This window comes from Paenibacillus sp. RRE4 (assembly GCF_031844205.1).
Lineage (GTDB): Bacteria > Bacillota > Bacilli > Paenibacillales > Paenibacillaceae > Paenibacillus > Paenibacillus xylanexedens_B.
In genome coordinates, this window is the sequence record NZ_JAUZUT010000001.1 from 2,135,062 (window position 1) to 2,158,748 (window position 23,687).

At 44.8% G+C, this 23,687-nt stretch carries 22 protein-coding genes; 16 read left to right on the forward strand and 6 right to left on the reverse strand.

Features of this window, described 5'->3' with window-relative positions:
* The first annotated feature begins 323 nt into the window (after positions 1-323).
* The 6 genes from Q9R46_RS09595 (at position 324) to Q9R46_RS09620 (ending at position 4,317) form a co-directional block, all read left to right on the forward strand.
* Entirely contained in the window at positions 324-698 is a 375-nt protein-coding gene (locus tag Q9R46_RS09595) for a response regulator transcription factor (protein WP_311279838.1), read from the forward strand.
* The gene (locus Q9R46_RS09600; protein ID WP_090915994.1) at positions 688-1,314 is read left to right on the forward strand and encodes a chemotaxis protein CheC; all 627 of its coding nucleotides are present in this window, start codon (positions 688-690) and stop codon (positions 1,312-1,314) included. The genes Q9R46_RS09595 and Q9R46_RS09600 overlap by 11 nt, the downstream gene beginning before the upstream one ends.
* A 2-nt stretch (positions 1,315-1,316) precedes the next feature.
* A complete protein-coding gene (locus Q9R46_RS09605) occupies positions 1,317-2,291 on the forward strand; it encodes a sensor domain-containing protein (protein ID WP_311279839.1) in 975 nt (324 codons plus the stop codon).
* Positions 2,292-2,514: 223 nt separating this feature from the next.
* Positions 2,515-2,952, forward strand: a complete 438-nt coding sequence (locus tag Q9R46_RS09610; protein ID WP_311280987.1) for a DUF3237 family protein — start codon at positions 2,515-2,517, stop codon at positions 2,950-2,952.
* Between the two features lie 361 nt (positions 2,953-3,313).
* Entirely contained in the window at positions 3,314-3,973 is a 660-nt protein-coding gene (locus Q9R46_RS09615; RefSeq protein ID WP_311279840.1) for a TetR/AcrR family transcriptional regulator, read from the forward strand.
* The gene (locus tag Q9R46_RS09620; RefSeq protein ID WP_311279841.1) at positions 3,970-4,317 is read left to right on the forward strand and encodes a DUF4260 domain-containing protein; all 348 of its coding nucleotides are present in this window, start codon (positions 3,970-3,972) and stop codon (positions 4,315-4,317) included. Before Q9R46_RS09615 ends, Q9R46_RS09620 begins: the two co-directional genes overlap by 4 nt.
* Before the next feature lie 164 nt (positions 4,318-4,481).
* Here Q9R46_RS09620 and Q9R46_RS09625 read toward each other — a convergent pair whose 3' ends face one another.
* Positions 4,482-5,249 (reverse strand): sulfite exporter TauE/SafE family protein, encoded by a 768-nt coding sequence (locus tag Q9R46_RS09625; RefSeq protein WP_311279842.1) that lies wholly within the window; start codon positions 5,247-5,249, stop codon positions 4,482-4,484.
* Positions 5,250-5,407: 158 nt separating this feature from the next.
* On the opposite strand from Q9R46_RS09625, the gene Q9R46_RS09630 reads away from it, so the two are divergent.
* Positions 5,408-7,681 (forward strand): glycoside hydrolase family 3 N-terminal domain-containing protein, encoded by a 2,274-nt coding sequence (locus Q9R46_RS09630; protein WP_311279843.1) that lies wholly within the window; start codon positions 5,408-5,410, stop codon positions 7,679-7,681.
* A 174-nt stretch (positions 7,682-7,855) separates the two neighbouring features.
* Here Q9R46_RS09630 and Q9R46_RS09635 read toward each other — a convergent pair whose 3' ends face one another.
* Positions 7,856-8,422, reverse strand: a complete 567-nt coding sequence (locus Q9R46_RS09635) for a GerMN domain-containing protein (protein WP_311279844.1) — start codon at positions 8,420-8,422, stop codon at positions 7,856-7,858.
* 48 nt (positions 8,423-8,470) lie between these two features.
* Positions 8,471-9,892 carry an N-acetylmuramoyl-L-alanine amidase family protein gene (locus Q9R46_RS09640; protein WP_311279845.1) on the reverse strand — a complete coding sequence of 474 codons (1,422 nt, stop codon included), beginning with the start codon at positions 9,890-9,892 and terminating at the stop codon, positions 8,471-8,473.
* Positions 9,893-10,353: 461 nt separating this feature from the next.
* On the opposite strand from Q9R46_RS09640, the gene codB reads away from it, so the two are divergent.
* The 5 genes from codB (at position 10,354) to Q9R46_RS09665 (ending at position 15,998) form a co-directional block, all read left to right on the forward strand.
* The gene (gene codB / locus Q9R46_RS09645) at positions 10,354-11,631 is read left to right on the forward strand and encodes a cytosine permease (protein ID WP_311279846.1); all 1,278 of its coding nucleotides are present in this window, start codon (positions 10,354-10,356) and stop codon (positions 11,629-11,631) included.
* Positions 11,600-12,874, forward strand: a complete 1,275-nt coding sequence (locus Q9R46_RS09650) for a cytosine deaminase (protein WP_311279847.1) — start codon at positions 11,600-11,602, stop codon at positions 12,872-12,874. Before codB ends, Q9R46_RS09650 begins: the two co-directional genes overlap by 32 nt.
* Positions 12,875-13,212: 338 nt before the next feature.
* Positions 13,213-14,277 (forward strand): polysaccharide deacetylase family protein, encoded by a 1,065-nt coding sequence (locus tag Q9R46_RS09655; protein WP_154889021.1) that lies wholly within the window; start codon positions 13,213-13,215, stop codon positions 14,275-14,277.
* A 207-nt stretch (positions 14,278-14,484) separates the two neighbouring features.
* Positions 14,485-14,979: an RNA polymerase sigma factor gene (locus tag Q9R46_RS09660; RefSeq protein WP_311279848.1), complete on the forward strand. Its 495-nt coding sequence runs from the start codon at positions 14,485-14,487 to the stop codon at positions 14,977-14,979.
* A complete protein-coding gene (locus Q9R46_RS09665; RefSeq protein WP_311279849.1) occupies positions 14,976-15,998 on the forward strand; it encodes a hypothetical protein in 1,023 nt (340 codons plus the stop codon). The genes Q9R46_RS09660 and Q9R46_RS09665 overlap by 4 nt, the downstream gene beginning before the upstream one ends.
* A gap of 137 nt (positions 15,999-16,135) precedes the next feature.
* Here the strand turns inward: Q9R46_RS09665 and Q9R46_RS09670 are convergent, their stop codons facing one another.
* Positions 16,136-16,999 (reverse strand): LysR family transcriptional regulator, encoded by an 864-nt coding sequence (locus Q9R46_RS09670; RefSeq protein ID WP_090916024.1) that lies wholly within the window; start codon positions 16,997-16,999, stop codon positions 16,136-16,138.
* A gap of 169 nt (positions 17,000-17,168) precedes the next feature.
* On the opposite strand from Q9R46_RS09670, the gene Q9R46_RS09675 reads away from it, so the two are divergent.
* Positions 17,169-18,224, forward strand: coding sequence for an alkene reductase (locus Q9R46_RS09675; protein ID WP_311279850.1), 1,056 nt, complete (start codon positions 17,169-17,171; stop codon positions 18,222-18,224).
* Here the strand turns inward: Q9R46_RS09675 and Q9R46_RS09680 are convergent.
* On the reverse strand, positions 18,207-18,557 hold the full coding sequence (locus Q9R46_RS09680; protein WP_311279851.1) for a winged helix-turn-helix transcriptional regulator: 351 nt from the start codon (positions 18,555-18,557) through the stop codon (positions 18,207-18,209). The genes Q9R46_RS09675 and Q9R46_RS09680 overlap by 18 nt on opposite strands.
* A gap of 160 nt (positions 18,558-18,717) precedes the next feature.
* On the opposite strand from Q9R46_RS09680, the gene Q9R46_RS09685 reads away from it, so the two are divergent.
* Positions 18,718-19,632, forward strand: coding sequence for a DsbA family oxidoreductase (locus Q9R46_RS09685; RefSeq protein WP_311279852.1), 915 nt, complete (start codon positions 18,718-18,720; stop codon positions 19,630-19,632).
* Positions 19,633-19,900: 268 nt separating this feature from the next.
* On the opposite strand, the gene Q9R46_RS09690 is transcribed toward Q9R46_RS09685, so the two are convergent.
* Positions 19,901-20,458: a GNAT family N-acetyltransferase gene (locus Q9R46_RS09690; RefSeq protein WP_311280988.1), complete on the reverse strand. Its 558-nt coding sequence runs from the start codon at positions 20,456-20,458 to the stop codon at positions 19,901-19,903.
* A gap of 779 nt (positions 20,459-21,237) precedes the next feature.
* Between Q9R46_RS09690 and Q9R46_RS09695 the strand changes: the two genes are divergently transcribed.
* Together Q9R46_RS09695 and Q9R46_RS09700 are read left to right on the forward strand one after the other, a co-directional pair.
* Positions 21,238-22,614: a cytochrome ubiquinol oxidase subunit I gene (locus tag Q9R46_RS09695; protein ID WP_311279853.1), complete on the forward strand. Its 1,377-nt coding sequence runs from the start codon at positions 21,238-21,240 to the stop codon at positions 22,612-22,614.
* Positions 22,611-23,624, forward strand: coding sequence for a cytochrome d ubiquinol oxidase subunit II (locus Q9R46_RS09700; protein ID WP_311279854.1), 1,014 nt, complete (start codon positions 22,611-22,613; stop codon positions 23,622-23,624). Before Q9R46_RS09695 ends, Q9R46_RS09700 begins: the two co-directional genes overlap by 4 nt.
* Positions 23,625-23,687: the final 63 nt, after the last annotated feature.

Below are 23,687 nucleotides of genomic sequence, written 5' to 3' on the forward strand. Positions count from 1 at the left end.
AATGGAGATGTTTCCAAATGTAAACCGATTATCAAGCACGTAGTCCAAGAAGCGACGAAGCAGAGATTTTCTGCTCGTCCTTTTTGCTTTGCGTATCCTTGGGATTTCCCTTCCATTGACAAATGAATACGTTTTAATTTATTTTTAAATATTGTTGACAATTTATTTTTCTAGTAACTATAATTTATATTGTTTTGCCTAATTTATTCGTCAGTCACTTTTAAGGGGTTCCACCTGTGCGCGAAGCTCCTTCTCAAGAAACTGTCTACAGCGCCTGATATCTTTGCGCCCTTAAAACTTTATCAAGGAGACTGAGTAGAATCATGAAAGTATTAATTGTGGAAGACTCGATTTTTGTGCAGAAATTGATGAGCAAGTTGATTAGTGATCATATTCCGGATTGCGAAATTCGAACGGCCACCAACGGAGAAGACGGTTACCAACTTTATCAAGATTACAAACCTGATTTGATAACAACAGATCTTTTGATGCCAGGACTGAATGGTCAGGATATGTTGCGTTTGATTAGAGAGAATGATCAGAATGTCAAAATTATTATTTTGTCTGCGGATATTCAGAAGGCTACCCGTGAGGAAGTGGAGGAGCTGGGCATTTCAGGATTCCTGAATAAACCTTTAACTGCAGAAAGAGCAGGTACATTGCTCCAAATGATTCAGGTGGCAAGTCATGCTGAATGAGCTACAAAAAGATCTGCTTACTGAACTTGTCAATGTTTACGTCGGACAAGCTGCTAATATGTTATCGGAAATTGTAGACAAACATATTGTACTCAATATCCCCGAGGTTGATCTAATTTCCATTAAAGAAGTAGACCCCGAGGATCGTAGGTACAACATTTTATTTGCGGAAGGCCATCTCTTTCGGTCATCGTTGCAGTTCGGGTATCAGTTCCAAGGCAAAGCTTTCCTAATGTTTCCTGCCGAGCAGGCAAAAGTGTTAGCGAATATGTGTCTCGGAGAATTGACAGAGAACGTGGATGCAAACGATTGTCTATTAATGGATACGGATCTCGATGTGTTGCAGGAAATCAGCAATGTGCTGCTCAATGCCATAATTGGCGAATTCGGAAATTTTCTCGAAATAAAGCTGGAGTATGTACTGCCTGATATTGAGCTGCTTCACGTTACACGAACTGACCCGCAAATTTTGCTTCAGAATGAAGTGTACATATTGGTGTTGCATACCTCCTTTTTACTTGCGGATACAGATATAAAAGGAATTATCGTTATTGCATTGAGCATGGATTCCATCTCCAGTCTGCTGGATAAGATAAATGCTCTACTGGGAGGATAACCATGGATAATCTCATTGTACAGGCGCTGAACAAAACCAAAATGGGCATTATGATTGTCGACAAACAATTGAAAATTCTCGTGTGGAACGGCTGGTTGGAACGTTTAACAGGTATGCTCGCTGAAGACGTGTTGGGAAAAAACCTGCTCGAGATTTGCCCCAGATTCAAGGCTAATATGTACATGAACATCATACAAAATGCGCTGTATCACGGGCAGAGCAGGTTCTGCTCCAGCGCTTTACATAAATCTTTTGTCCTTCCGAAGGATGGAGGAGATGAGAGTTTTTACAGACAGAATCTGCACGTTGAACCCCTTTATGAAAATGATCACAGTTATGCACTGCTACAGATTAGCGACACAACCAATACGAGCACTCGCGTGTACAAACTCAAAAACCTGATTAAGGAGCTGGATACGGAGTATACCAAGATCAAAGTTTCCGAGAAAATCAGCAAACATCTTTCATTGCATGATTCCTTGACAGGTCTTCCTAATCGTTTAGCTTTTAAAGACCGTCTTGCATGGGCTGTCAGCAATGCGCTAAGAAGTGAGTCGCGGTTTGCAGTAATGTATATCGATACGGACGGGTTCAAACAGATTAATGATACCTATGGTCATGATATAGGTGATCAAGTCTTAACGGAAGTGGCTCAACGTTTGAAGGCAAATGTTCGCAGTTCGGATTGCGTAGCAAGACTCGGAGGGGACGAATTCAGCATTATCCTGAACCAGCTTAAGGAAGATGATGATGCGGAGATCGTTGCCAGGAACTTGACTGCTGCGTTTGAAGCTCCGATTCATGTTAATGCCATTGAGATCCATCTGTCTGCCAGTATTGGCATCAGTCTGTTTCCAAAGCATGGACAAGATGCAACGGAACTTCTCAAACTTGCGGATATGGCCATGTACAGAATCAAGAAAAATGGAAAGTGTGGTTATGCCTTCTTTCATCCTGAGCTGGATCAAGTCTGGTAATATATTGTTCTTTTATAAGCGTCTGCTTCCAATCCTTATAAAATATATGCTCAACCTCTCAAAGTTGCTATTCTGGCAACTTTTTTTGTTAGGCTTCATGGAGAAGCTGTTCATTAGCTCGCTTGTTAGCAGGAGTCCTTAAGTAACTGACGAAGTGAAGTAAGGTAGGGTCAATACATGGGTAGAATCACGAAATAACAAACAGAGAGGATGACAATGATTGATGACGAAGCTAGAGATGGAAGAGTTGTTTACTGTGCACGTTAAGATTGAAAATTCAATTGAGTTAAAGAGCGCAGAGGGAGACTCAGTAGTGATGATTACGTTTACAGGACATGTCACCGGAACCTGTTTCGAAGGCTTCGTTCGTGAGGGAGGCGTGGATACACAAATTATTGGAAAAGCGGGAGAACGTCACAGCTTGTCAGCCAGATATATGTTACAGGGACAAGATTATACGGGGCAAGCTTGTGAGATCTACATCGAAAATAATGGGTATATCGGAGAAGTAAAGGGTGACATGCTGTTTCGCACCTCACCTCGAATTATAACCAACAGTCAGGCGTTATCATATTTGAACGTGGATGCGCTTATTGGTGAGGGTTATCCGGCGGACGGCGGTGTAAATATTAAGATTTTCAAGGTGAAGTCATTAGTTTAAGTTGCTGAAGGGAACGGCGGTGCGTGAACACATCTTGCAAAATTGGTTGAGACACTTTATATCTCGAAAGCGTTGTTATGGCAAACAACGCTTTCTCATCGTTTCAATATTCTTCGAATCAGCATAATCACTAGAATCAGAAAGACTATTGCAAATAACATACCTGGAAATCCCACACTGCTCATCACTTTTGAAACCTCCTAAAATAAACCATTAATATAACGTGTATAGTATAACATATTCGTTTGGAAGCAACATACAATTTGAAATGTCAAAAAACATGTTGACTGTTCGAACAAACAGTTTTAAGATAAGAATATAAATTGACTGTTCAACCAAACAGTATTGGAGTTGAAATTAAATGTCTAAGCAACAATCCGAAAATCAAGATGAGCGCAGAAACGCCATTTTACAAGCGGCCTTTACATTGTTCGGTCAGGTAGGCTATTCCAAAGCTACCATGAAAGAAATCGCGGCTAAAGCCGGGGTGGCACAGGGATTGATCGGCTACCATTTTAATACGAAGGAAACACTTCTGGTGGAAGTTGTGCGGGAATGGATGATTAACCGCGGGATGAAGGAAGCACTGCAACAATTGGATATGTCAGCACAACCTGCAGCATTGCTCCAGCAAGCGTTACAACACGTCGTTGAATTTCGTAAAACAAACCCGGAGTGGTTTACACTGTTAATCAGTCTCTGGACGGAAAGTGTCAGTAATGAGAAACTTGCGCACGAGTTAGTAAAGCTCTATCAAGAGATGAAATCGGGTATTCGATTAATCATTGATCGGTTGGATCTGCCTCTGGACGAAGGTGAAAAAGAAACCTTCGCAGTCTTAATTCAAGCTGTGTTCGACGGATTAACGTTACAATCGCCTGTATTGCTATCAACTCAGCCGCTCTCACACGAACAAGTATCTCAGGGCGTCGGGTGGATGCTGAGTGGAATAAAATCTCCCAATGGAGAACATGAAAATCAAAATAAATTACATTTAAACAAAGGAGATCAAACCAAATGACTAGATTATGGATTCGATTAGAGGGTTTGCTGGTGCTCGCAGCAGCGACAACGATTTACTTTTACAATGATTACTCCTGGTGGCTCTTCCTGCTGTTGCTTCTCGTCCCGGATGTGTTCATGATTGGCTATGTGGCTAACAATAAACTGGGCGCCTTCATCTACAATGTGGGACATACGTACATTATTCCTATGGTATTTTTGGCAGCGGGTTACGTGTTGAAAATAGACGTTCTGATGCTGATCAGCTTCATCTGGATCGCTCACATTGGTATGGATCGCATGTTTGGTTTTGGTTTGAAGTATGAAACGGAGTTTAAGGATACTCATCTCCAGCGTGTATAATCTAATAGGGTATCTATGATAGATTAGTATTTTTACTTTAAAAATAGACACCCGAAAAAGGATGTCTCTCACATCATCGAGATGTTAGGGGGCATCCTTTTTTAATTGAACAATGAACTTCTTCGTTACATCTAGCACGCCTTACACAGAACGCTTCAAGAAAGTCACAGCCATAATATAGTTGCTCCAATCATCGGAGTCACGACCATACTCACTTTCAGCCATAGTGCAGGCACACGTTTCGTAAATTTCGCTCCAACGTATGAACCGGACATCGTGCCGATTACAACCAGCAATAACAACTGCAAGTCCAGATAACCGATCCTCATATATCCGGCTCCGCCAGCCAAAGCTATAGGAATGATGACCAACATCGTTGTTCCAGCGGCATATCTCATAGGCATATTCAACAACAGCATAAGTCCTAATTGGATAAAGGGCGTGGAGCCAATACCGAACAGTCCGGATAACATACCTGTAACTACCCCAATCAATAACGCATATACCCAGTAACGCAGACCTTCTCCGAGTATGACAGTCTGTATTTCAGAACCAGCAGGGCGCCGCGAAACAAGAATCAAGCGAAGCCACAGCGCGAGTCCTGATGCAAAAAGCATAAAAGAAGTAAGCATACCAAGCCGATCCTCAGGAATATAGGATGACCATCCTGAGCTGACCCAGGCTCCTGTTGCACCGGCCAGACCAACGATTACACCGGTTTTGAGCATTGCATTACCTTCCCGGTAATGACTGATTGAACCCGAGAGCGAGGAAAAAAACATCGCCGCAAGCGCCGTCCCGAGAGCAACATGAATAGGATATCCGAATGCAACCGTCAGGATCGATATAATGAAACCGGAACCGCCTGCGCCAACAAAACCAAGAAGAAGACCTAGCAAAAACATAACAAGCACAATATTTATCATTAACATGAGACGTCTCCAAACTCGTATTCCCCCGAAAACCGTGTCAGACGTTTTCTTGACGAATAGTGATATGAATTCGATTATATCATGCATGAGCAACAAAAAGGTGGGAGGACGCGTCTAACCCTTCATGAACAAGCCAATTGAACAGGGAGTGAAATGCAGTGCGTTTAACGTATAAAGCCATTGCGGCGGCAGCGTTCGGTTCCATGTTGATCTGGGCGGGGAGTGCCAATGCGGAAACCACCTTTGTCGACCTCCAGCATACGCAATGGGCCAAGGATGGCATTCAGTATATGGCCGAAAGAGGCACAGTAGCAGGTTATGGCAATGGGAAGTTCCAGCCGCAGACATCCGTAACCCGAGGACAGGCCATTACCTTCTTGGTGCGTGAACTTTATCCAGATCAGCTTGAACAGCCAGTGGAAAAGCTGAAATACACCGATGTATCGATAAATCATCCTTTTTACCGTGAGATTGCCATCGCAGAGCAGCATGGGCTGGCTGGTGGATTTCCAGATGGCTCCTTTCGACCTAATATACCGATTAGTCGGGCCGAAACAGCAGCTTTTTTGACGCGAGCATATCCGCTTCAACAAGGGACTCTGACCGCTCAGTGGATCGATACGGAGAGACATTGGGGTGCGGCGCCGATCCAGATTATGAGTTCAAACGGACTCGTTGGAGGTTATCCAGATGGGACGTACCAACCGGATCGGACCGTAACACGAGCGGAATATGCTGTATTTATGGCGCGTGTCATTCAATTTGAACGTGAGACGGCGATTCAGGCAAAGGATTGGGACAAGCTCATTTCATATATGACGGTTAGCGAGCAGGTAGGCCAGATGCTTATGCCTGATATCAGGCAATGGAACGGCAAAGCGACAACGACTGTAAACGAAGGCTTGAAACGTAATCTCCAAGATCAGCATGTGGGCGGACTTATCCTTTTTGAAAAAAATATCGTAGATGCACAGCAGGTTACAACGTTTACGCATCAAATCCAAAACCAGACTGGCGATATTCCGCTGTTTCTCGGCATCGATCAGGAGGGAGGGGTAATTCGCCGCATTCCAGGCGGCACCAATCTCCCTGGACAAATGGCGCTAGGCGCAACGGGTGATCTGACACTAGCAGAAGCAGCCGGACGACTGACCGGAGAAGAGTTAAAAGCGCTTGGTATCCAGGTTAATTTTGCGCCTGTGCTTGATGTGAACAGCAATCCGGACAATCCCATTATCGGTATGCGATCCTTTAGCTCGAATGCGGAGCTGGTCACCCGGCTCGGCCTGGCCATGATCAAGGGACTGCATCAGTCGAATGTTGTTGCAGGCGTGAAGCATTTTCCCGGGCATGGGGATACATCCGTTGACTCTCACTTGGGATTGCCAGTGCTTACACAGGGACGTGAGCGACTTGACGCGGTGGAGTTGAAACCGTTCAAGGCGGCAATTAACGAAGGTGTCGATATGATCATGACGGCACATATTGCCTTTCCGGCGATAGATAACGAGCAAGTAACCTCACGCAAGGACGGTACACCGGTTCCGCTTCCAGCTACACTATCTCGTAAGGTGTTAACCGGCTTGCTTCGGGAAGAGTTGCAGTATAAAGGTCTGATTATTTCTGATGCTTTCACGATGAAGGGGATTAGCGAGCATTTTGGTGAAACGGAAGCCGTTAGACGTGCCGTTGCCGCAGGTGTAGACATCATTCTAATGCCACAAGATGTGTCCACTGCACACGAGGCACTCATTCAGGCTGTGAATAAAGGCACACTTTCCAGGGAACGGGTGCATGAGTCGGTAAAACGTATTTTGTCAGTGAAATCTAAATATCATCTGTTTGAGTCCGGTCCATCCCTGACACAAAAGTTAAGCAAATTGAAAAGCATCATTGGGACCGATGCTCACCTTCAGGTGGAGCGTAGCATTGCGGAGCGGGCGGTTACTGCGTTGGCTGGGGCGGAAGGCAACAGCGTAGAGACAATTCGAGCCAGTGATCGAGTCGCCATTGTGGCATCTGATGCCGATCAGGCTGAGCAGCTACAACAACAGCTCAAGCAAATCTCAGGTAAAACTTCCATTGAAACGATGACGGTTGTCTTGAACTCGAATAATATGAAAACGGTACTTCAGACCGTAAACAAGGCTGACTATGTTCTTATGGCTTCGTATCAATTCCGCAACGTGGCGAGTCAGTTCCGTTGGGATGAGATCCAGTTATTCATCAACGAACTGAACCAGCGCCAGGTACGCTATACGTTGCTCTCTCTTGGCAATCCGTATGAAATGCTTCATCTGCACAATGTACGTTCAGTCCTTGCTGTGTATGGTAAACAGGAGCCCAACACGCTCGCTGCTATCAAGGTACTGCTAGGAAAACTTGAGGCAAAAGGCAAACTTCCAATCGATTACGGACAGTCCGGCGAATAAACCGAATCGGATCACATTAGGAAAGATCAAGTTTCAATTTTGCATGGTGTTTGTACACCGATTCGAAATGAAAAATGAGTGTTGCGTCGTACGCTTCTGCAAAACGTCGAAAAACCTTGCCCCTGACTAGAATCAGGTAGCAAGGTTTTTTACGCTTTACAGTGTGGCTAATGCTTAGTCACCACGAACGATGGGATTCTCCAATTCCACATGCCCCATCAGGCTCTCGCTTTCTTTCCCATCTACCAGCAACTGAATGCTCTGGATTTCTTGAAACTGAAACATGGTTTGTTTCAACGTATCCAGGAAAAGAAGTTCGCCGCCAGAACCGAGTCTGGCTTCGTCAGGAATATGAATGTTTAACTTAAGTACGCCGTCGGCTTCGTGAAACTCAAGTGATTCCAGCCCGATGTCACTCCACAACGAGATATACTCTGGGTCATCCGAGCGCTGCATCTCATCAAACGCTTGTGTATATTTCTCGTTATTGTTTGAAAATTCAATTTGAGCTTTTTTGGTTTTGACTTGCGTGAGTTCCGAGTCCACATAACCCACTTCAATTTCCTGTGATTTTTTTTTCTCGGCATCTGGTGCAGAGGGGGAAGAGCCGTTAGATGGAGTCGTATGAGGTGCAGGCTCCGCATTTCCAGGGTCTGTAGCCGGTTTATTACCGCAACCGGCAAGGATGAGCAATACAGCCGTAAGGTAGAGCAGGAGCATCATATTTGTCTTTTTTTTCATCAAAGCACATCCTTATCTTCACATTCAGTTCTCAATTACATTCACTGTTCATTGCGATTGGTGTAAAAACTCCTTGATTCCATCCACGATAGCCTGAGCTGCTTTATTCTGAACACTGTCGGAAAGCATTGCTTGTTCTTCAACGAGATTGCTTAGAAATCCAATTTCAAGCAGTACAGCGGGCATCGTTGTATTGCGAAGCACTTCCAAATTGCCGTTCTTAACCTTGCGATCCTTGAAGCCTAACGCTTCTATGAGATGTCTGTGTACGATATCTGCCAGTTCTTTACTGCTACTTCGTTTGTAATAGTACGTCTCGGTGCCTGTGGTCTGTGGTGAGGCTTTCACGCTGTTTCCATGGATGGATACAAACACATCCGCGTTTAACGTGTTAGCTAGCTGCACCCGCTCTGGGCGGGTAGGGTAAACGTCTGTGTCACGTGTCATTACAACTTCAATATCCGGCTCCTGCAACAGAAGAGCCTGGACTTTGAGGGCTAGCGGCAACGTGAAATCTTTTTCTTGTGTGTTGGAGATGCCGATGGTGCCTGGGTCTTTGCCACCATGCCCGGGATCAATGACAACGATTTTTTTGCCACCTTCATTACCAACGGGGCTGATTGGAACGCCGATCGTAGGTGTAAGCGTTAAGTCAAGAATTAGTTTGCCACTGACATATTGAGAATTGACCTGCACATCGCTCAAATTATTCAACTCAATGACAACTCTAACTTGAGCCGGATCATTTTTGAAAAGGGCATATCGAATTTCTGTTACATTTGCAATACCGCTAACATCAAGCTTACCCATCGTGCCCTGCTGTAATGTTGACCCGATATCTCCAAAGGTGGTATTCGGCAGATCAACCACGATACGATCAGGATTGGATAGTCTGGTGATCTGTGGCGTAACCTCTTTGTCAACAGATACAACAAGCTGCTGATTAGCAAAGCCAATATCATTAACTTTGCCCCATACGATGTTATTTCCTACACCTGGAACAGTGGGTGCAGGGGATGGCTCAGCAATAGGAGGAACTTCAGTGCTTGTCAGGCCAACAATTTTTTCTTTGTTATTCCAGCTTACGGACAGTCCCATCTCTTCACTAACAAAACGAAGGGGAACAACGACCGTATTTTTGATTAATTTCGGTGCCGTGTTCAGAGTTACTTTTTCATTCTGAACCCTAGCTTCTTTCTTGCCTACGTTGAGAGACAGGATCTTGGCATTTTGTTCAATGCTCACATTCTGACTCTTCTGATCCCATTTCACGTTGAATTTCAAATTCTCAGCAACAACACGAATGGGAATCATGACATTGTTGTTTACATTGACAACTTCGACATCTGACGGCAACACAAGCTCCTGACCGTCCAATATAATTTTAGTTTGCGGGGCAGCTTGTCCCACATTGGGCAGGACAATCAGAAAAAATAAACTGAACAAGAGTACACTTACGAATTTTCTCATTTCACACCTCTATTTAATTATGCTTGTGACAATATTCTACATTTATGCGAATTGTTCCTGCCACGTGATTAATTCTTTTTTAATAAACTGGATCATCTTTTTGCGCAGCAAAGGAAGACGTGGAGGCCAAGCCACAATTGGAATCATGAGTTAGATACCGGTTTCTCGCGATGCGAATATTAATGAATTTGGATGAAAATGACATTGACAGTCAACCATTTTTCCAAAATAATAGAATGTAATTGAATACTGGTACCTTTAATTCAGTCCAGAGAGGCTGGCAAGGGCAGCGGATTTTGTAATCACGCGAGAATCAGAGCATTTCCTGCACAGGAATGTTCTGTGTCTTCGCGCGGATTATGATGCATAAAGAGGCTACTTGTCAGCGTATAAGCGTGACAAGTAGCCTCTTTTTCTGCTTTTTTTATGGTATCAGAACACTTTTAACTGGAGGGTTTCTGATGAGCAAACAAGATCAAGAGTTTTCATGGCAAGAGGTGCCGAAGGCACAGCGCAATCATTTCTGGAAGACGTTATCCGTCATGCTTGGATTCACGTTTTTCTCGGCTAGCATGCTGGCTGGTGGGACACTCGGTGTCAGCCTCACCTTTATGGAATTTATGGCGATTGTGCTGGCAGGTAATCTGGTGCTTGGCATCTACACCGGGGCGCTGGCGCATATCGCTGCCAAGACAGGATTGTCCACCCATTTGCTGGCGAAATATTCGTTTGGTGAAAAAGGATCTTATCTGCCTTCGTTCTTGCTCGGTTTTACACAGGTTGGATGGTTCGGGGTTGGGGTAGCGATGTTTGCCATTCCGGTTGCCAAAGCGATGGACTGGAACGTATACCTGTTGATCCTTGTATTTGGTCTGGCGATGACCGCATCCGCGATCTTCGGTATGAAGTCTCTTGTTATTCTTGGTTATATTGCAGTACCTGCTATAGCGATTCTCGGAGGGTACTCCATGTTTGAGGGAGCTGGCTCGCTGGGCGGGCTACAAGGGTTGCTGGATTACACGCCATCACAGACAATTACCGCGGCCGCAGCGCTCACCATCTGTATCGGTTCTTTCATAAGCGGCGGGACGCTCACGCCAGACTTTGCACGTTTCTCCCGGACGTCGCGGCAGGCGGTTACGGCGACGGTGATTGCATTTTTCCTCGGTAACTCACTCATGTTCTTGTTCGGGGCTGTCGGCGCGATGGCGTACAATCTGGCTGACATCTCGGAAGTGATGTTCCTGCAAGGGCTGCTCATTCCTGCAATCATCGTACTGGGCCTCAACATCTGGACAACCAATGACAATGCTTTATATGCTTCGGGTCTTGGTTTTGCCAACATTACGAAGATATCGAAAAAATTCTTTGTTATCGTTAACGGGATCATCGGGACCGTATTTGCGATGTGGATGTACAACAACTTCGTGGGTTTCCTGAATGTGCTCGGCGCAGCAATTCCCTCGATTGGAGCAATCATCATTGCGGACTACTTCATTGTAAAACGCAGATCGTATGCACCATTTGCCGACATGAATTTCAAAAAAGTAAACTGGGTTGCTATGGTTGCATGGGCTATAGGTGTAGCATTTGCGCAACTGGCTCCCGGAGTAACACCGCTTAATGCGCTGATCGGTACAGCCGTGGCGTATGTAGCTCTCATGGGCATCGTGTCCATGACATCATCCAAAGAAAAGGGGAAAACACATGATTATACAGAACGCAAAATTGCGGGGTAAAGAAGGCCTCTGGAATATCGTCGTCAGAGACGGGAAGTTTGAGCAGATTACACAAGTTCCACAGCCAGCTTCGGGTACAAATGAAGAGACACTGGATGCAGGCGGAGCACTGGTGTTGCCACCATTCATTGAACCACATATTCACCTGGATACAACGCTGACAGCAGGGGAGCCGGAGTGGAATCTGAGTGGTACGTTGTTTGAAGGCATCCAGCGCTGGTCGGAGCGCAAAGCATTTCTGACCCATGAGGATGTGAAAACACGTTCCAAAACAGCTTTGAAATGGCAGATGGCGCAAGGCATTCAGCATGTGAGAACACATGTGGATGTGACAGATCCAAGCCTGGTCGCCGTTAAAGCGATGCTTGAAGTGAAGGAAGAATTGGCACCGTACATCGATATTCAACTGGTTGCTTTCCCGCAGGAAGGCATTCACTCTTATCCAAACGGCGCCGAGTTGCTGGAAGAATCACTCAAAATGGGCGTAGATGTTGTGGGTGGCATTCCGCACTTTGAGTTTACGCGTGAGTATGGCGTTGATTCCATGAGAGTGGCCTTTGATCTGGCTGAAAAATACGACCGTCTCATCGATATTCACTGTGATGAAATTGATGATGAGCAATCCCGTTTCGTTGAAGTTGTTGCCAAGGAAGCGTATGAACGCGGGCTGGGCTCACGCACGACGGCAAGTCACACAACAGCGATGGGATCGTACAACGATGCGTATACGTACAAGCTGTTCCGTCTGCTGAAGATGGCCAATCTGAACTTTGTATCCAATCCGCTGGTGAACATTCACCTGCAGGGACGTTTTGACACGTATCCGAAGAGAAGAGGACTGACTCGGGTGAAGGAGCTGCAGGAAGCGGGTCTGAACGTCTGCTTCGGACATGATGATATCTTCGATCCATGGTATCCGCTAGGTACGGGCAATATGATGCAAGTACTACACATGGGCATTCATGCTTCACAGTTGCTGGGTTACGACCAGATTGTGAATTCCATCGATCTGATTACAAAAAATAGTGCCAAAACACTGCACATTGAAGATCGTTACGGTATTGAAGAAGGCAAGCCGGCTAACTTCATTATTATGGAAGCAGAGAATGAATACGAAGCGGTGCGCAAACAGGCAGCGGTTCTGTACTCCTTCAGAGAAGGACGTAAAATTGCGGAAACAAAACCGCGTGATACATCCATTATTCTGGATGGTAGTGTAGAAAAGGTTACCTTTAATAAATAAATAGTGTGAAAGTTATCTCCTTGATACAGGTTTAAACCCTCTATGTTCTAGGTGGTGTTGACTCTGTATCAAGGATTTTCTTTTTGGGATCGAAAAATAAATAGGATATATTGTAATAATTTGAATTTACTTCAATATAATCATCGTTTATACTAGATTCAACCCGGGCGAAGTGCTAGAAACATCATAATGATAGAGTTTAATCTATTCATCTATGTAAGCGCTTTTATCGGAAGGTGATTTTGGTTAAGAGAGGAGGCAGAGCGAAGTACGGCAGTAAGCCATATCGATTGAAACATAAAGAATGTGATGTTAACCAATTAACTGGAGGTGTATTCATGTTTAAATCCAAGCTCATTAAAGCTGCCATGTCTGTTGCCCTTTTAGGTTCATTATTCGCTATTCCGCCACTGCCTTCGGCGACTGCAGCCGATGCCCGTTGTCCTAACGGTTATGTAGGTCTGACTTTTGATGACGGCCCTTCCAACAATACCAACAATATACTTAATGCACTGAAACAGTCGGGTCTGCGCGCTACCATGTTTAATACCGGACAAAACTCGCAAAACAATCAAGCTTTGGTTCGTGCGCAGGTATCCGCCGGCATGTGGATTGCCAACCATTCCTATACGCATGCGGATATGACGAAGCTGAATACTTCTCAGATGGCATCTGAGATTACACGTACACAGCAGACGATTCGTTCCATTACCGGTTCATCGCCTTCACTCTTCAGACCCCCCTATGGTGCTACCAATGCAACGGTGAAGTCGGTCATTAGCCAGAACGGCTTGAGAGAAGTATTGTGGAACGTCGATTCACAGGATTGGAATGGGGCGAGTGCCTCCCAGATAGTAGCCGCCGTGAATCGTATGGCGAGTGGAGATGTTATTCTGATGCATGATCAGTACCAGACAACACTTCAGGCTATTCCTCAGATTGCTCAAAATCTGAAAAACCGAGGCCTGTGTGCCGGTATGATCTCTCCATCCACCGGACGAGCTGTTGCACCGGATGGGGCAACCAACAATCCACCCGCAACGACGGTAAGAATCGAAACAGAAAATATGACCAAGAGCGGACAGTATACTGGCAATATCAGCTCTCCGTTCAATGGTGTTGTCCTGTATGCGAATAACGACGCCGTGCGGACGACGCATAACTTCTCAAGCGGGACACATTCATTCGCATTGCGAGGTGCGTCGAATAATGCCAATATGGCCAGAGTGGATCTAAAGATTGGCGGGCAAACGAAAGGTACGTTTTATTTTGGAGGCAGCAGTCCCGCAGTGTATACGCTGAATAATATCAGTCATGGCACCGGAAATCAGGTGATTGAGCTGATCGTAACAGCAGATGACGGTACATGGGACGCATATCTCGATTATTTGGAAATTAGTTAGTTAGTGAATCAACCCGTTTAAAGCGGGGCATTTTACCGTTAATGTCAATATGAAATGGGCTATTTCAATGACACGCACTTGGTAGTGTGTTGTCAGCGAAATAGTCTTTTTTGCGTGTTTTGCGAGCGGAGATAAAAAAGTGAAAACAAAATGTGACCAAATGTCGTCCGTAAGAGTGTTTAGGGTATAAAGGAGGGCACAACAACCATGCAGCAAACCATATCCCAACCAAGTGACGAAGTCACGAACATCTATGATACATACGCGGATACGCTGTTCCGGATTGCAATGGTTCACCTCGGCAGGCGGGAAGACGCGGAAGAAGCTACTCAGGACACATTCATTAAATGGATGGAAAAAGCGCCTGCGTTCAACGATGCGGAACATCAAAAAGCATGGTTGATCCGAGTGATTACTAATCATTGCAAATCCCTGCTCCGTAAAGGCTGGCGTAAACGGGAAGTCAAGCTGGAAGCCGTGGGACCCGTCACGCTGGATAATCCTGAAGATCAGGCTTTGATTGAACTGGTGATGTCTCTGCCCGTGAAATATAGATCGGTAGTTCATCTCTATTATTACGAAGATTATGGCATCCGGGACATTAGCCAGATTTTAGAGATTAGTGAATCAGCTGTGAAGATGAGATTACAACGGGGAAGACAACTGTTAAAACTGGAGCTTGAGGGGGAGGAACAACCATGAACGAACAACAATTCAAACAACGATATAAGAAAGCGGTGGATCAGATGAAACCAGATGACCAGATGAAAAAAAGAATCGAACAGAACGTGAATGTCCAGCGTCAATCGACGAAACGTCCTCGTAAATCGCTGTACATCGCAGCGAGTGTTGTGGTCGCAGCAGGTATTGGGCTGGCAGCACCGACAGTTTGGCAACAATGGGGTGGAACGACTGCACCTGCAAAAGAGACAGCGTTAAATACCGGAGAGGTTATCAAAGGCTCGATTTCCGAAGGTCAGACCGTGATCAAGACTGAGAATTCAAACATAGTTCCTGTAGAGATTCCGAAGATTGAGGTGCCGAGTGGGGATAACCAGAATGTTAAGGCAGACATGCTTGGATTGGTTGTTTATGATGGTAACGTCTATACCGAATCTGCGACAACAGTGGAAGGTGCAGATGCCTTGGCGCTACGAGGTGAGAAACTGGGCAAAACGACTGGTGGCATCCATGAGCTAAGTGGTAAGGATGACTACAAAGAGCTGGCCTCGACGATTGGTAAAGCAGATATTTACAGCGTGAACGGATACGATTCTGATTTTCGGATTATGTCTTATACGGAAATAGATGGACAAGTTTACGCCCAATTGTTCGATAAAACCAATGGTATGTCGATTAGCAGCGGCACCGATCTAATTGGCAAGCTTAACATCGAGGGCCATGTGACTGCAGCGCAGTGGGAGAACTTTGATAGCTGGAATAACGGGCTGGGGCAGCTACAGCAGCTTCCGGCAGACGAGTCACTGAACCGTTTTATTGAAGCATTGTACAAAGCAACACCGGTTTCAACAAGTTCTGAACTGGAAGAACGTCTCTATGGCAAAGAAGATCGCAAAATGATTTATTTGACCCTGAAAGATAAAACAAAGGTTCAGCTTGTGTTGTTCGGTGAGGAAGGCATGGTGCGTTACGGTCATATACCTGTATTTTTTGAAGTAGAGCAGGGGGCATTCAAGCAATTATGGAACAGTCTTAAGTAAATAAAAGAGCTGCTTGGGTGAGCAGAATGAGCTATTCAGTATGTAGAACGAGTTACAGTATATAAAGAGAGCAGCCATCTGGCTGCTCTTTATACATAAATGGTCGAATAGTCAGCAAAATGGTTCTCAATGAAGACCTAGAAGGTTATACACTTCTCATGTAACAGTCTCATGAACTGCTTAAGGGCACTGCTGACATATCGATTTTCACCACGAACAAATGTGGTAGTGGTTGGTGTAAATACATCAGATAGATTGTGTAACGTGTATGCCTCAGGTTTATTGTGAACAACGCTACAGGGCATAATTGTCACAGCGATTCCGGATTCTACACAGTTAAGTAAATTTTCCATTGTACTGACTTCAATCAATTTTTTGGCCGAAAGTTCTTCTTCCGCCAAAAACTTTTCTGTAAGCTCACGATACGGGCACCCTTGGGGAAAGACAACCCACGAAAGCTGACAAAAAGATTCCAGAAGCGTATCCGTTCGTTTCGAGATGATGTGAACCGTATCCTGCATCTCATATTCCACCTTTAATCCTTCCTTCACGCAGGCCCCGCTAATGAAAGCACCATCCAGTTCAGAAGACTGAATTTTATGCCTTAGCACTTTGGGGGAGGTGGCGTTCACCAGCGAAATGGACACGTCCGGATAAGTCATCTGATACTCATTCAAAATCTCCATGAAACGACGTGAAGCGGCGGTTTCGACGATTCCGATTTTCAACGTACCCGATGGTTCCTCCGGATCGATCATCTCTTGTTGCAAATCATGAAGCAGACCTCGAATCCGTGCCGCATAAGCAAGAAACTGCGTTCCTTTTTCCGTGGGTATCACCCCTTTGGAAGAACGGTTAAACAATTGAACCTGGTATTCCTCCTCCAGTTTTTTAATCCGTGTTGTGACATTAGACTGGGCATAGTTTAGTTCTTTGGCTGCTTGTGAGATTTTGCCCGAGCGTCCAACGGCCAGCATAATATCAATATCAGATAGTTCCATGACAGCCTCCCGAACAGCAATTTTTAAGCGGAAAAAGAACGATAGTTCTTCGTCATTTCTTTAAGTAAAGGTATCACTCTGAGTGATATCCTTATATATTCTAATCATTTTACGATATGTCGTATCCGTTCTACAATAACTTTAATTCAAACAGAGAAGAGGAAATGACATGTCTAAAATCAATTTAAATTTGTTTCAACCTGAAACGATCAACCAATGGAAGCTTCGCAACCGTATCGTCATGGCTCCGCTCACTAGAGGTTTTGCATCAGATGCGGACGGAACGGTAACCGATGAAATCGCTGCTTATTACGAACAACGAGCTAGAGATGGCGTGGGTTTGATCATTACGGAAGGGATTAATCCGATGCTTTCAGGCAAAGGGACCTACGGGGTACCTGGATTATATACGGACGCACAGACCTCTTCTTGGAAAAAGGTAACGGAAGCTGTTCATCGACACGGCGGTACGATCATCGCACAATTATGGCATGTGGGTCGCCTTTCGCATTCCGACTTAATCGGAAGGAAACCCCAGGCCCCTTCAGCCATACAAGCGAAGGGGAGGGTGCATAAACTTCACAAGCCCTATGAATGCCCTCAAGCCATGACTCCGTTGGAGATCGGGGATGTAATCTATCGTTTTCAGCTTGCTGCGCGCAATGCTGTTTTGTCAGGGTTTGACGGAGTTGAGCTCCATGCAGCGCATGGGTATCTGATTGATCAATTCATCAATGAGCGTACGAACAAACGAACAGACCAATATGGTGGCGGTCTTCAGGAGAGACTTCGTTTTTTGAGAGAGGTTATTGAGGCGGTAAAAAAAGAAATCAGCGTGGAACGCATAAGCATCCGGTTTTCCGAAAAAAAGGATGACGATCCTTCTTATTCATGGGCCTCTAGAGTCGAGACTCTCCACGCCTATCTGGCGCTGTTTCGTGAAACGGGCATCACCATTCTGCACCCTTCAACCGAAAGTTATGCAAGTGTCTGGTTAGATGGACTTAACTTCCATCAGGCCATTCGGACACAATGGGAGCACATGATTATCGGAGTAGGGGATCTCAGTCTGGAGAGGGCGGAAGAGGCAATCAATGACGGTGTAATTGATTTGGCTGCTTTTGGTCGACCCTTCATTGCCAATCCGGATTTGGTACAAAGATGGACAACAGGACTTCCGCTAACTACGTATGATGCCACAAGGCATTTATCCGTTTTGAGATGAATTTGATCCTTGCTGCATATTTTTCTTACCCCATAACACCATCGATTCAATTAAAGGAACGAGTTCTTTGCCAGATAGTGTGAGTGAATATTCGACTCTTGGCGGAATTTCGTTATATTGCTCCCGATGCACGATTCCGTATTGAATTAAATCTTTCAAGCAATTCGTTAACATCGTTGGTGTTATGCGGGGGAGCCTTCTTTTTAATTCGTTATATCGAATACTGTCATCTTCACTCAGAATGGCTAGGATCGGCAGATTCCACTTGCCGCCAATCACCTGAAAAGCATAGGTTGCCGGGCAGAGTTGATCAAAATTAAAATCATATTTCACACAAAAAACCTCCAAGCCAAAGTTGTTGTTCCGGTCCAATAGTATACTTTTTGATACTTAGTCAGAAAAAGAATCGTACTTGTTCTGTAGATTGTAGATATTATAATCATACTAACACAAAGTTAATTCAATAGATAAGATCAAAAAGGGCGGGATAATGATGAGTAATGAATCCATGATGTGTGATTTGGAAACGGGCGTATGCAGTGTGACGGATGAAGAAGAAATGCAAGTGATTAATCTAAAGCAGGAAGAGAAAAAAATAACACTTTATTATGCTACAGACCCCATTTGTTCACACTGCTGGGCACTGGAACCTGTGTTGAATCGTTTTATAGAAGAATACGGTCATTATTTTAATGTGGAGACCAAAATGGGTGGTTTATTAGCGAGCTGGGAAGGATTCTCTGATGGGGCAAACGGCATTCAGAAACCTGCGGATGTGGCAGGCCACTGGAGAGAAGTAGGCGAGCACTCACGGATGCCGATTGACGGTTCTGTATGGCTTGAGAACCCGATCCAGTCATCCTATCCGCCTTCCCGTGTGTATAAAGTCATTGAGCGAATGTATCCCGGAAAAGAACAAGCCTTTCTAAGAGTTGCGCGTGAAGCCGTATTTGCGATGAATCAAAATATTGGAGAAGATGATGTGCTGATTGAGCTTGTGAATGGGCTAGGGCTGAATGGAAAAGAAATCGTGGACAGTGCTGCTCGGCAATCTGCACAAGACTTGTTGGAAGAAGACTTTGAGATGACTGCCCGGCTAGGCGTAAGAGGTTTCCCATCCATTATTATTGTCAACAAGGAGCAGCAAGGCATTAAAGTGGTTGGGGCTCGCCCTCTGGAAACCTACGTTCAAGCGCTACAGCAGATTCTGGGTGAAGCGCCGAAACCGAAGAAGATTGCTACATTGTCTAACAAAATCAAAGAAGGACATCTGCTGTTCTCTAGAGAAATTGAAGTACTGTATGACGTAGAGGAGGATCGAGTGGAGTCATTTGTACAATCTGAATTAGAAAATGGTACCTATCAGGTAAGGCATATCTTAAATGAAATGGCTGTCAAGCGGGTTTAATTGATTCAGGAAAAAGATAGAAACAAAATTAGTACATTTATCCATGCGTTATTGCAAAATCCTCGAGGCTTGTATTCTAAAAAAGTCACATTAATACATGTGAATATGAGTTGATAATATATGAAGTGTATCTCTGATCTGAATCCACATCGTGAAGTAAATGTATTTTGTTAGTTCACTTGGTCCGATCTGATATTGAAGTAAAGCAGCTACCTTGGATGGTAGCTGCTTTTTTTCAGGTTATCTATTTTTAAATAAATAGACCGCTTTAAAGCAGGTTCTTGAAATAAACCAGATGATCCGTCCATTCCTCATGTTCGTAGATAAAACCTTTGCGAATACATTCGAACTCCAGACCGACACTTTCAGCCAGCTTGATGGACGGCAGGTTATCCAGATTGATATGTGCTTCCAAACGGTGGAATTTTAAAGACTCGGCTGCAATACGGAGGACCTGACGTACCGCTTCTTTGCCGTATCCTTTTTTCCAGTGCTGATTGTGAATCGTGTACCCAAAGCTCGCCCACTGAAAAGGTTCTCTCGCCAAGGTGGCAATATCGATCATGCCAAGATGTGTACCATCTTCTTTTCGGAAAACCCCGAAGATATATACTTTATCGTTAAACGCCAGTTCCTGATGTCTTGCAACCAGACGCTCGAACCATTCTAATGTGCATTCGCTCATATCCATTTTTCCAGGATCGTGTCGATGCTGGGAGGGAAAACGGCTCTCGAATCCGTGAAGCCAGTTCTCGTAATCTTTATCTTGTAGTGGGCGGATCACGAGTCTTTCGGTCTCTGACATATAATCGAATTTATTTTTCATATTACTCAATAGAACATCTCCTTACACTATGCATCGTTATTAATCGTTATGAATTGCATGTCTCTCTGTCGCAGGACAGAAGTAACTCTAGTGTAACACAGATCATTTCTAATGTTGGTTGGACAGTCTCTCAAGGATTCAAACTCAATCAATGAGCAATCACCTCATATGGTTATCACTCAATATCACGGCTAAGCTGAATAATGCAATAGCCCTAAAGGGTGATTGTGCCTATTTTCACGAAGTTGTCAGAAAGAGTTGAGCCTTTCTTGAACGTTTATGAACAAGGGGGTATCAGCGATTGAATTGCTTAAAATTAAGGATATAATAATTTTGATTATTAAGTCTAAGCCAATGATTACGGCGTAGCTGGATCAGAGGAGAAGAGACATCCAACCTTGGATAGCGTTTAAGTGTTACAGGATTAAATGCACGGGACATGTGGCAACCTATCCTTGTATTTTGGTTTGTGATTTTTTTCTCATAAGTTGTTGGGCTAGTTTGCCTATAGCGAATTTGCGATTCACTTGAAAGCTAACAACTAACTAATTTACACAAAAACGGAGAGGACAGAAAAAACCTGAAAAAGCGGAGCTAAAAGCTTTCTGAAAGAAAGCTGCATCGGAAGCATACGCTTCGCCTTTATCACCGGATTTTCCCTTTGAAAAGGGAATCAAAAAAATCTGGGGATAACAGCGATTGTAAGGTTATTCTGTCATCGGAGTGGATGTGTAAAACAGAAGAAGCAATGAATGGAATTTGAGAGGAGGCAATACAAAATGGCAGTCGATACTGTGTTATGGAGCAGACTCGTAACGGGTCTGACACTTGGATTTCACGTTATTTTTGCAACACTTGGTGTAGGTGTACCTCTGATGATTGCGATTGCTGAATTTATCGGTATTCGGAAGAAAGACCCCCACTACATACTTATGGCGAAAAGATGGTCACGAGGTTTTGTCATTTCGGTGGCTGTGGGGGTGGTGACAGGTACAGCGATATCGCTACAGCTGGCCCTGGTGTGGCCGAATTTTATGAAGCTGGCTGGTAATGTCATTGCATTGCCGCTATTTATGGAAGTGTTCGCCTTCTTTTTCGAAGCGATCTTCCTGGGCATTTACCTTTATACATGGGATCGATTCAAAAATCCGTATATCCACTGGTTGCTGACGATTCCCGTTGTTCTGGGAGCAGGCATGTCCGCAGTTTTCATCACAACCGTGAACGGATTCATGAACCAACCGGAAGGATTTGTGATGCAGTCTGGTCAATTTACAGCGGTCAATCCCGTGCAAGCCATGCTGAATACAGCAACGTTCTCTAAAGTGTTCCATGTCTTAAGCTCGGCTTATTTGACAGGAGCGGCTTTGCTCGCCGGGATCGCGGCTCTTGCGATGTTGAAGAGGGGGGTATCTGCTTACCACAAGAAAGGCCTAAACCTGATGATGGCTGTGGTTTTGGTATTCAGCTTGCTTAATACACTCGCTGGAGACGTATCTGCTAAGTTTTTGGCTGAACACCAACCGGAGAAGTTGGCAGCAGCAGAATGGCATTTCGAGACAGAGAGCGGCGCGGATTTGATCCTGCTCGGCTGGCTGAATGCGGAACATGAGATTATAGGCGCGTTACATCTGCCCAAGTTGCTCAGCTTTCTGGCCTTTGGAGACTTCAATGCAGAAGTCACCGGACTGAACGAATTTCCACCCGATGAACAGCCGCCGCTACTGGTGCATTATCTATTCGATCTAATGGCTGGCATCGGATTTGCTCTACTCGCCATCTCCAGCTTATATTTCCTATTTGTGTTATGGAAGAAGCGTAATCCGTTGAACAAGTGGATGCTTGGTCTCGTTGCACTGAGCGCGCCGCTTGCTTTCCTCGCTGTGGAGATGGGCTGGTTCTATGCCGAAATCGGGCGACAGCCATGGATTATTCGGGGGTACATGCGTGTCGAAGAAGCCGCCACATCTTCTCCGAGTGTGCGAATTTTATTTTTTGTTTTCTTGCTTTTGTATATCGTGCTTGGCGTGATCTGTGCTCTCGTGTTGAAACGATTGTTCAATAATAATCCTGCCGAGGTTGAAATGGAACGGTGGTTGCAGGCCAAACAAGATAAAACGGCAACAGTTGCGGAGAGAGGAGAGGCATCCCCATGAGTTATGAGTTAATTGGTATTTCAGTACTCTGGCTGTTCCTGTACGGATATTTGATTGTTGCATCAATCGATTTCGGAGCTGGATTTTTTGCCTTTTATGCACGTCTAACGAAACAGGATCATCTGATTAACCGTTTAATCTCTCGCTATCTATCGCCCGTATGGGAGATTACGAATGTGTTTTTTGTCTTTTTCTATATTGGTATCGTTGGATTTTTCCCGGATACGGCCTCTTATTATGGCGCAGCCTTGATCGTTCCCGGAAGTATCGCCGTTATACTTTTAGCAATCCGTGGCTCGTTCTATGCTTTTGAGAATTACGGTTCCAAGAACAACATCTTGTACCTGTTTTTATATGGGGCAACGGGTTTGTTGATTCCGGCATCTCTGTCCGTAGCCCTGACCTTGTCGGAAGGTGGTTTCATTCTGAAGCAGGGAGAGACGGTTTCACTGGATTACTGGGCGTTATTCACCAACCCGTTATCCTGGAGCATCGTTGGACTAGCGATTGTCTCTGTATTGTTTATCAGCGGGACTTTTCTAACCTTCTACGCCTCACGGGCAGAAGATCAAGGTGCCTTGAAGCTCATGCGGAATTATTCCTTATTTTGGAGCACACCTACGATTATTTTAGCGCTGACTGCATTTATATATTTGGGTCAGCACAATGAACGTCATTTTCAAAATATGATGGATCTCTGGTGGCTGCTCGCCTTATCCGTCGCTTTCTTCATGGTTGCCATGTGGCTGCTGTATAACGAACGCCGCTACGGACTTGCTTTTATTTGCATCATGCTACAGTTTTTCTGTGCGTTCTTTGCCTATGGTATCGGTCAGTACCCATACATCCTTGATCCGTACATCACGATTCAGAGCAGTGCTACCTCGCCAGCTATGGGTTTCGCATTGGTTGTCGTCTTTATCGGAGGATTATGTCTGCTCATTCCATCTCTGATTCTGGTGTTCAAACTGTTCCTGTTTGATGCGGATTATGTCAAAGGAAACAAATAAAAAGGAGGGTCGCCCTGTGAAAAGGCAAAGGAAAGAGCGAACCAAACAGCAAGGAAAACAGTC

Excerpts from the sequence above, each read along its gene's own strand:
- Q9R46_RS09595 (WP_311279838.1), top strand. The coding sequence starts at position 324 with ATGAAAGTATTAATTGTGGAAGACTCGATTTTTGTGCAGAAATTGATG.
- Q9R46_RS09600 (WP_090915994.1), top strand. The coding sequence starts at position 688 with ATGCTGAATGAGCTACAAAAAGATCTGCTTACTGAACTTGTCAATGTT.
- Q9R46_RS09605 (WP_311279839.1), top strand. The coding sequence starts at position 1,317 with ATGGATAATCTCATTGTACAGGCGCTGAACAAAACCAAAATGGGCATT.
- Q9R46_RS09610 (WP_311280987.1), top strand. The coding sequence starts at position 2,515 with ATGACGAAGCTAGAGATGGAAGAGTTGTTTACTGTGCACGTTAAGATT.
- Q9R46_RS09615 (WP_311279840.1), top strand. The coding sequence starts at position 3,314 with ATGTCTAAGCAACAATCCGAAAATCAAGATGAGCGCAGAAACGCCATT.
- Q9R46_RS09620 (WP_311279841.1), top strand. The coding sequence starts at position 3,970 with ATGACTAGATTATGGATTCGATTAGAGGGTTTGCTGGTGCTCGCAGCA.
- Q9R46_RS09625 (WP_311279842.1), bottom strand. The coding sequence starts at position 5,249 with ATGTTAATGATAAATATTGTGCTTGTTATGTTTTTGCTAGGTCTTCTT.
- Q9R46_RS09635 (WP_311279844.1), bottom strand. The coding sequence starts at position 8,422 with ATGAAAAAAAAGACAAATATGATGCTCCTGCTCTACCTTACGGCTGTA.
- Q9R46_RS09640 (WP_311279845.1), bottom strand. The coding sequence starts at position 9,892 with ATGAGAAAATTCGTAAGTGTACTCTTGTTCAGTTTATTTTTTCTGATT.
- codB (WP_311279846.1), top strand. The coding sequence starts at position 10,354 with ATGAGCAAACAAGATCAAGAGTTTTCATGGCAAGAGGTGCCGAAGGCA.
- Q9R46_RS09650 (WP_311279847.1), top strand. The coding sequence starts at position 11,600 with ATGATTATACAGAACGCAAAATTGCGGGGTAAAGAAGGCCTCTGGAAT.
- Q9R46_RS09655 (WP_154889021.1), top strand. The coding sequence starts at position 13,213 with ATGTTTAAATCCAAGCTCATTAAAGCTGCCATGTCTGTTGCCCTTTTA.
- Q9R46_RS09660 (WP_311279848.1), top strand. The coding sequence starts at position 14,485 with ATGCAGCAAACCATATCCCAACCAAGTGACGAAGTCACGAACATCTAT.
- Q9R46_RS09665 (WP_311279849.1), top strand. The coding sequence starts at position 14,976 with ATGAACGAACAACAATTCAAACAACGATATAAGAAAGCGGTGGATCAG.
- Q9R46_RS09670 (WP_090916024.1), bottom strand. The coding sequence starts at position 16,999 with ATGGAACTATCTGATATTGATATTATGCTGGCCGTTGGACGCTCGGGC.
- Q9R46_RS09675 (WP_311279850.1), top strand. The coding sequence starts at position 17,169 with ATGTCTAAAATCAATTTAAATTTGTTTCAACCTGAAACGATCAACCAA.
- Q9R46_RS09685 (WP_311279852.1), top strand. The coding sequence starts at position 18,718 with ATGAGTAATGAATCCATGATGTGTGATTTGGAAACGGGCGTATGCAGT.
- Q9R46_RS09690 (WP_311280988.1), bottom strand. The coding sequence starts at position 20,458 with ATGAAAAATAAATTCGATTATATGTCAGAGACCGAAAGACTCGTGATC.
- Q9R46_RS09695 (WP_311279853.1), top strand. The coding sequence starts at position 21,238 with ATGGCAGTCGATACTGTGTTATGGAGCAGACTCGTAACGGGTCTGACA.
- Q9R46_RS09700 (WP_311279854.1), top strand. The coding sequence starts at position 22,611 with ATGAGTTATGAGTTAATTGGTATTTCAGTACTCTGGCTGTTCCTGTAC.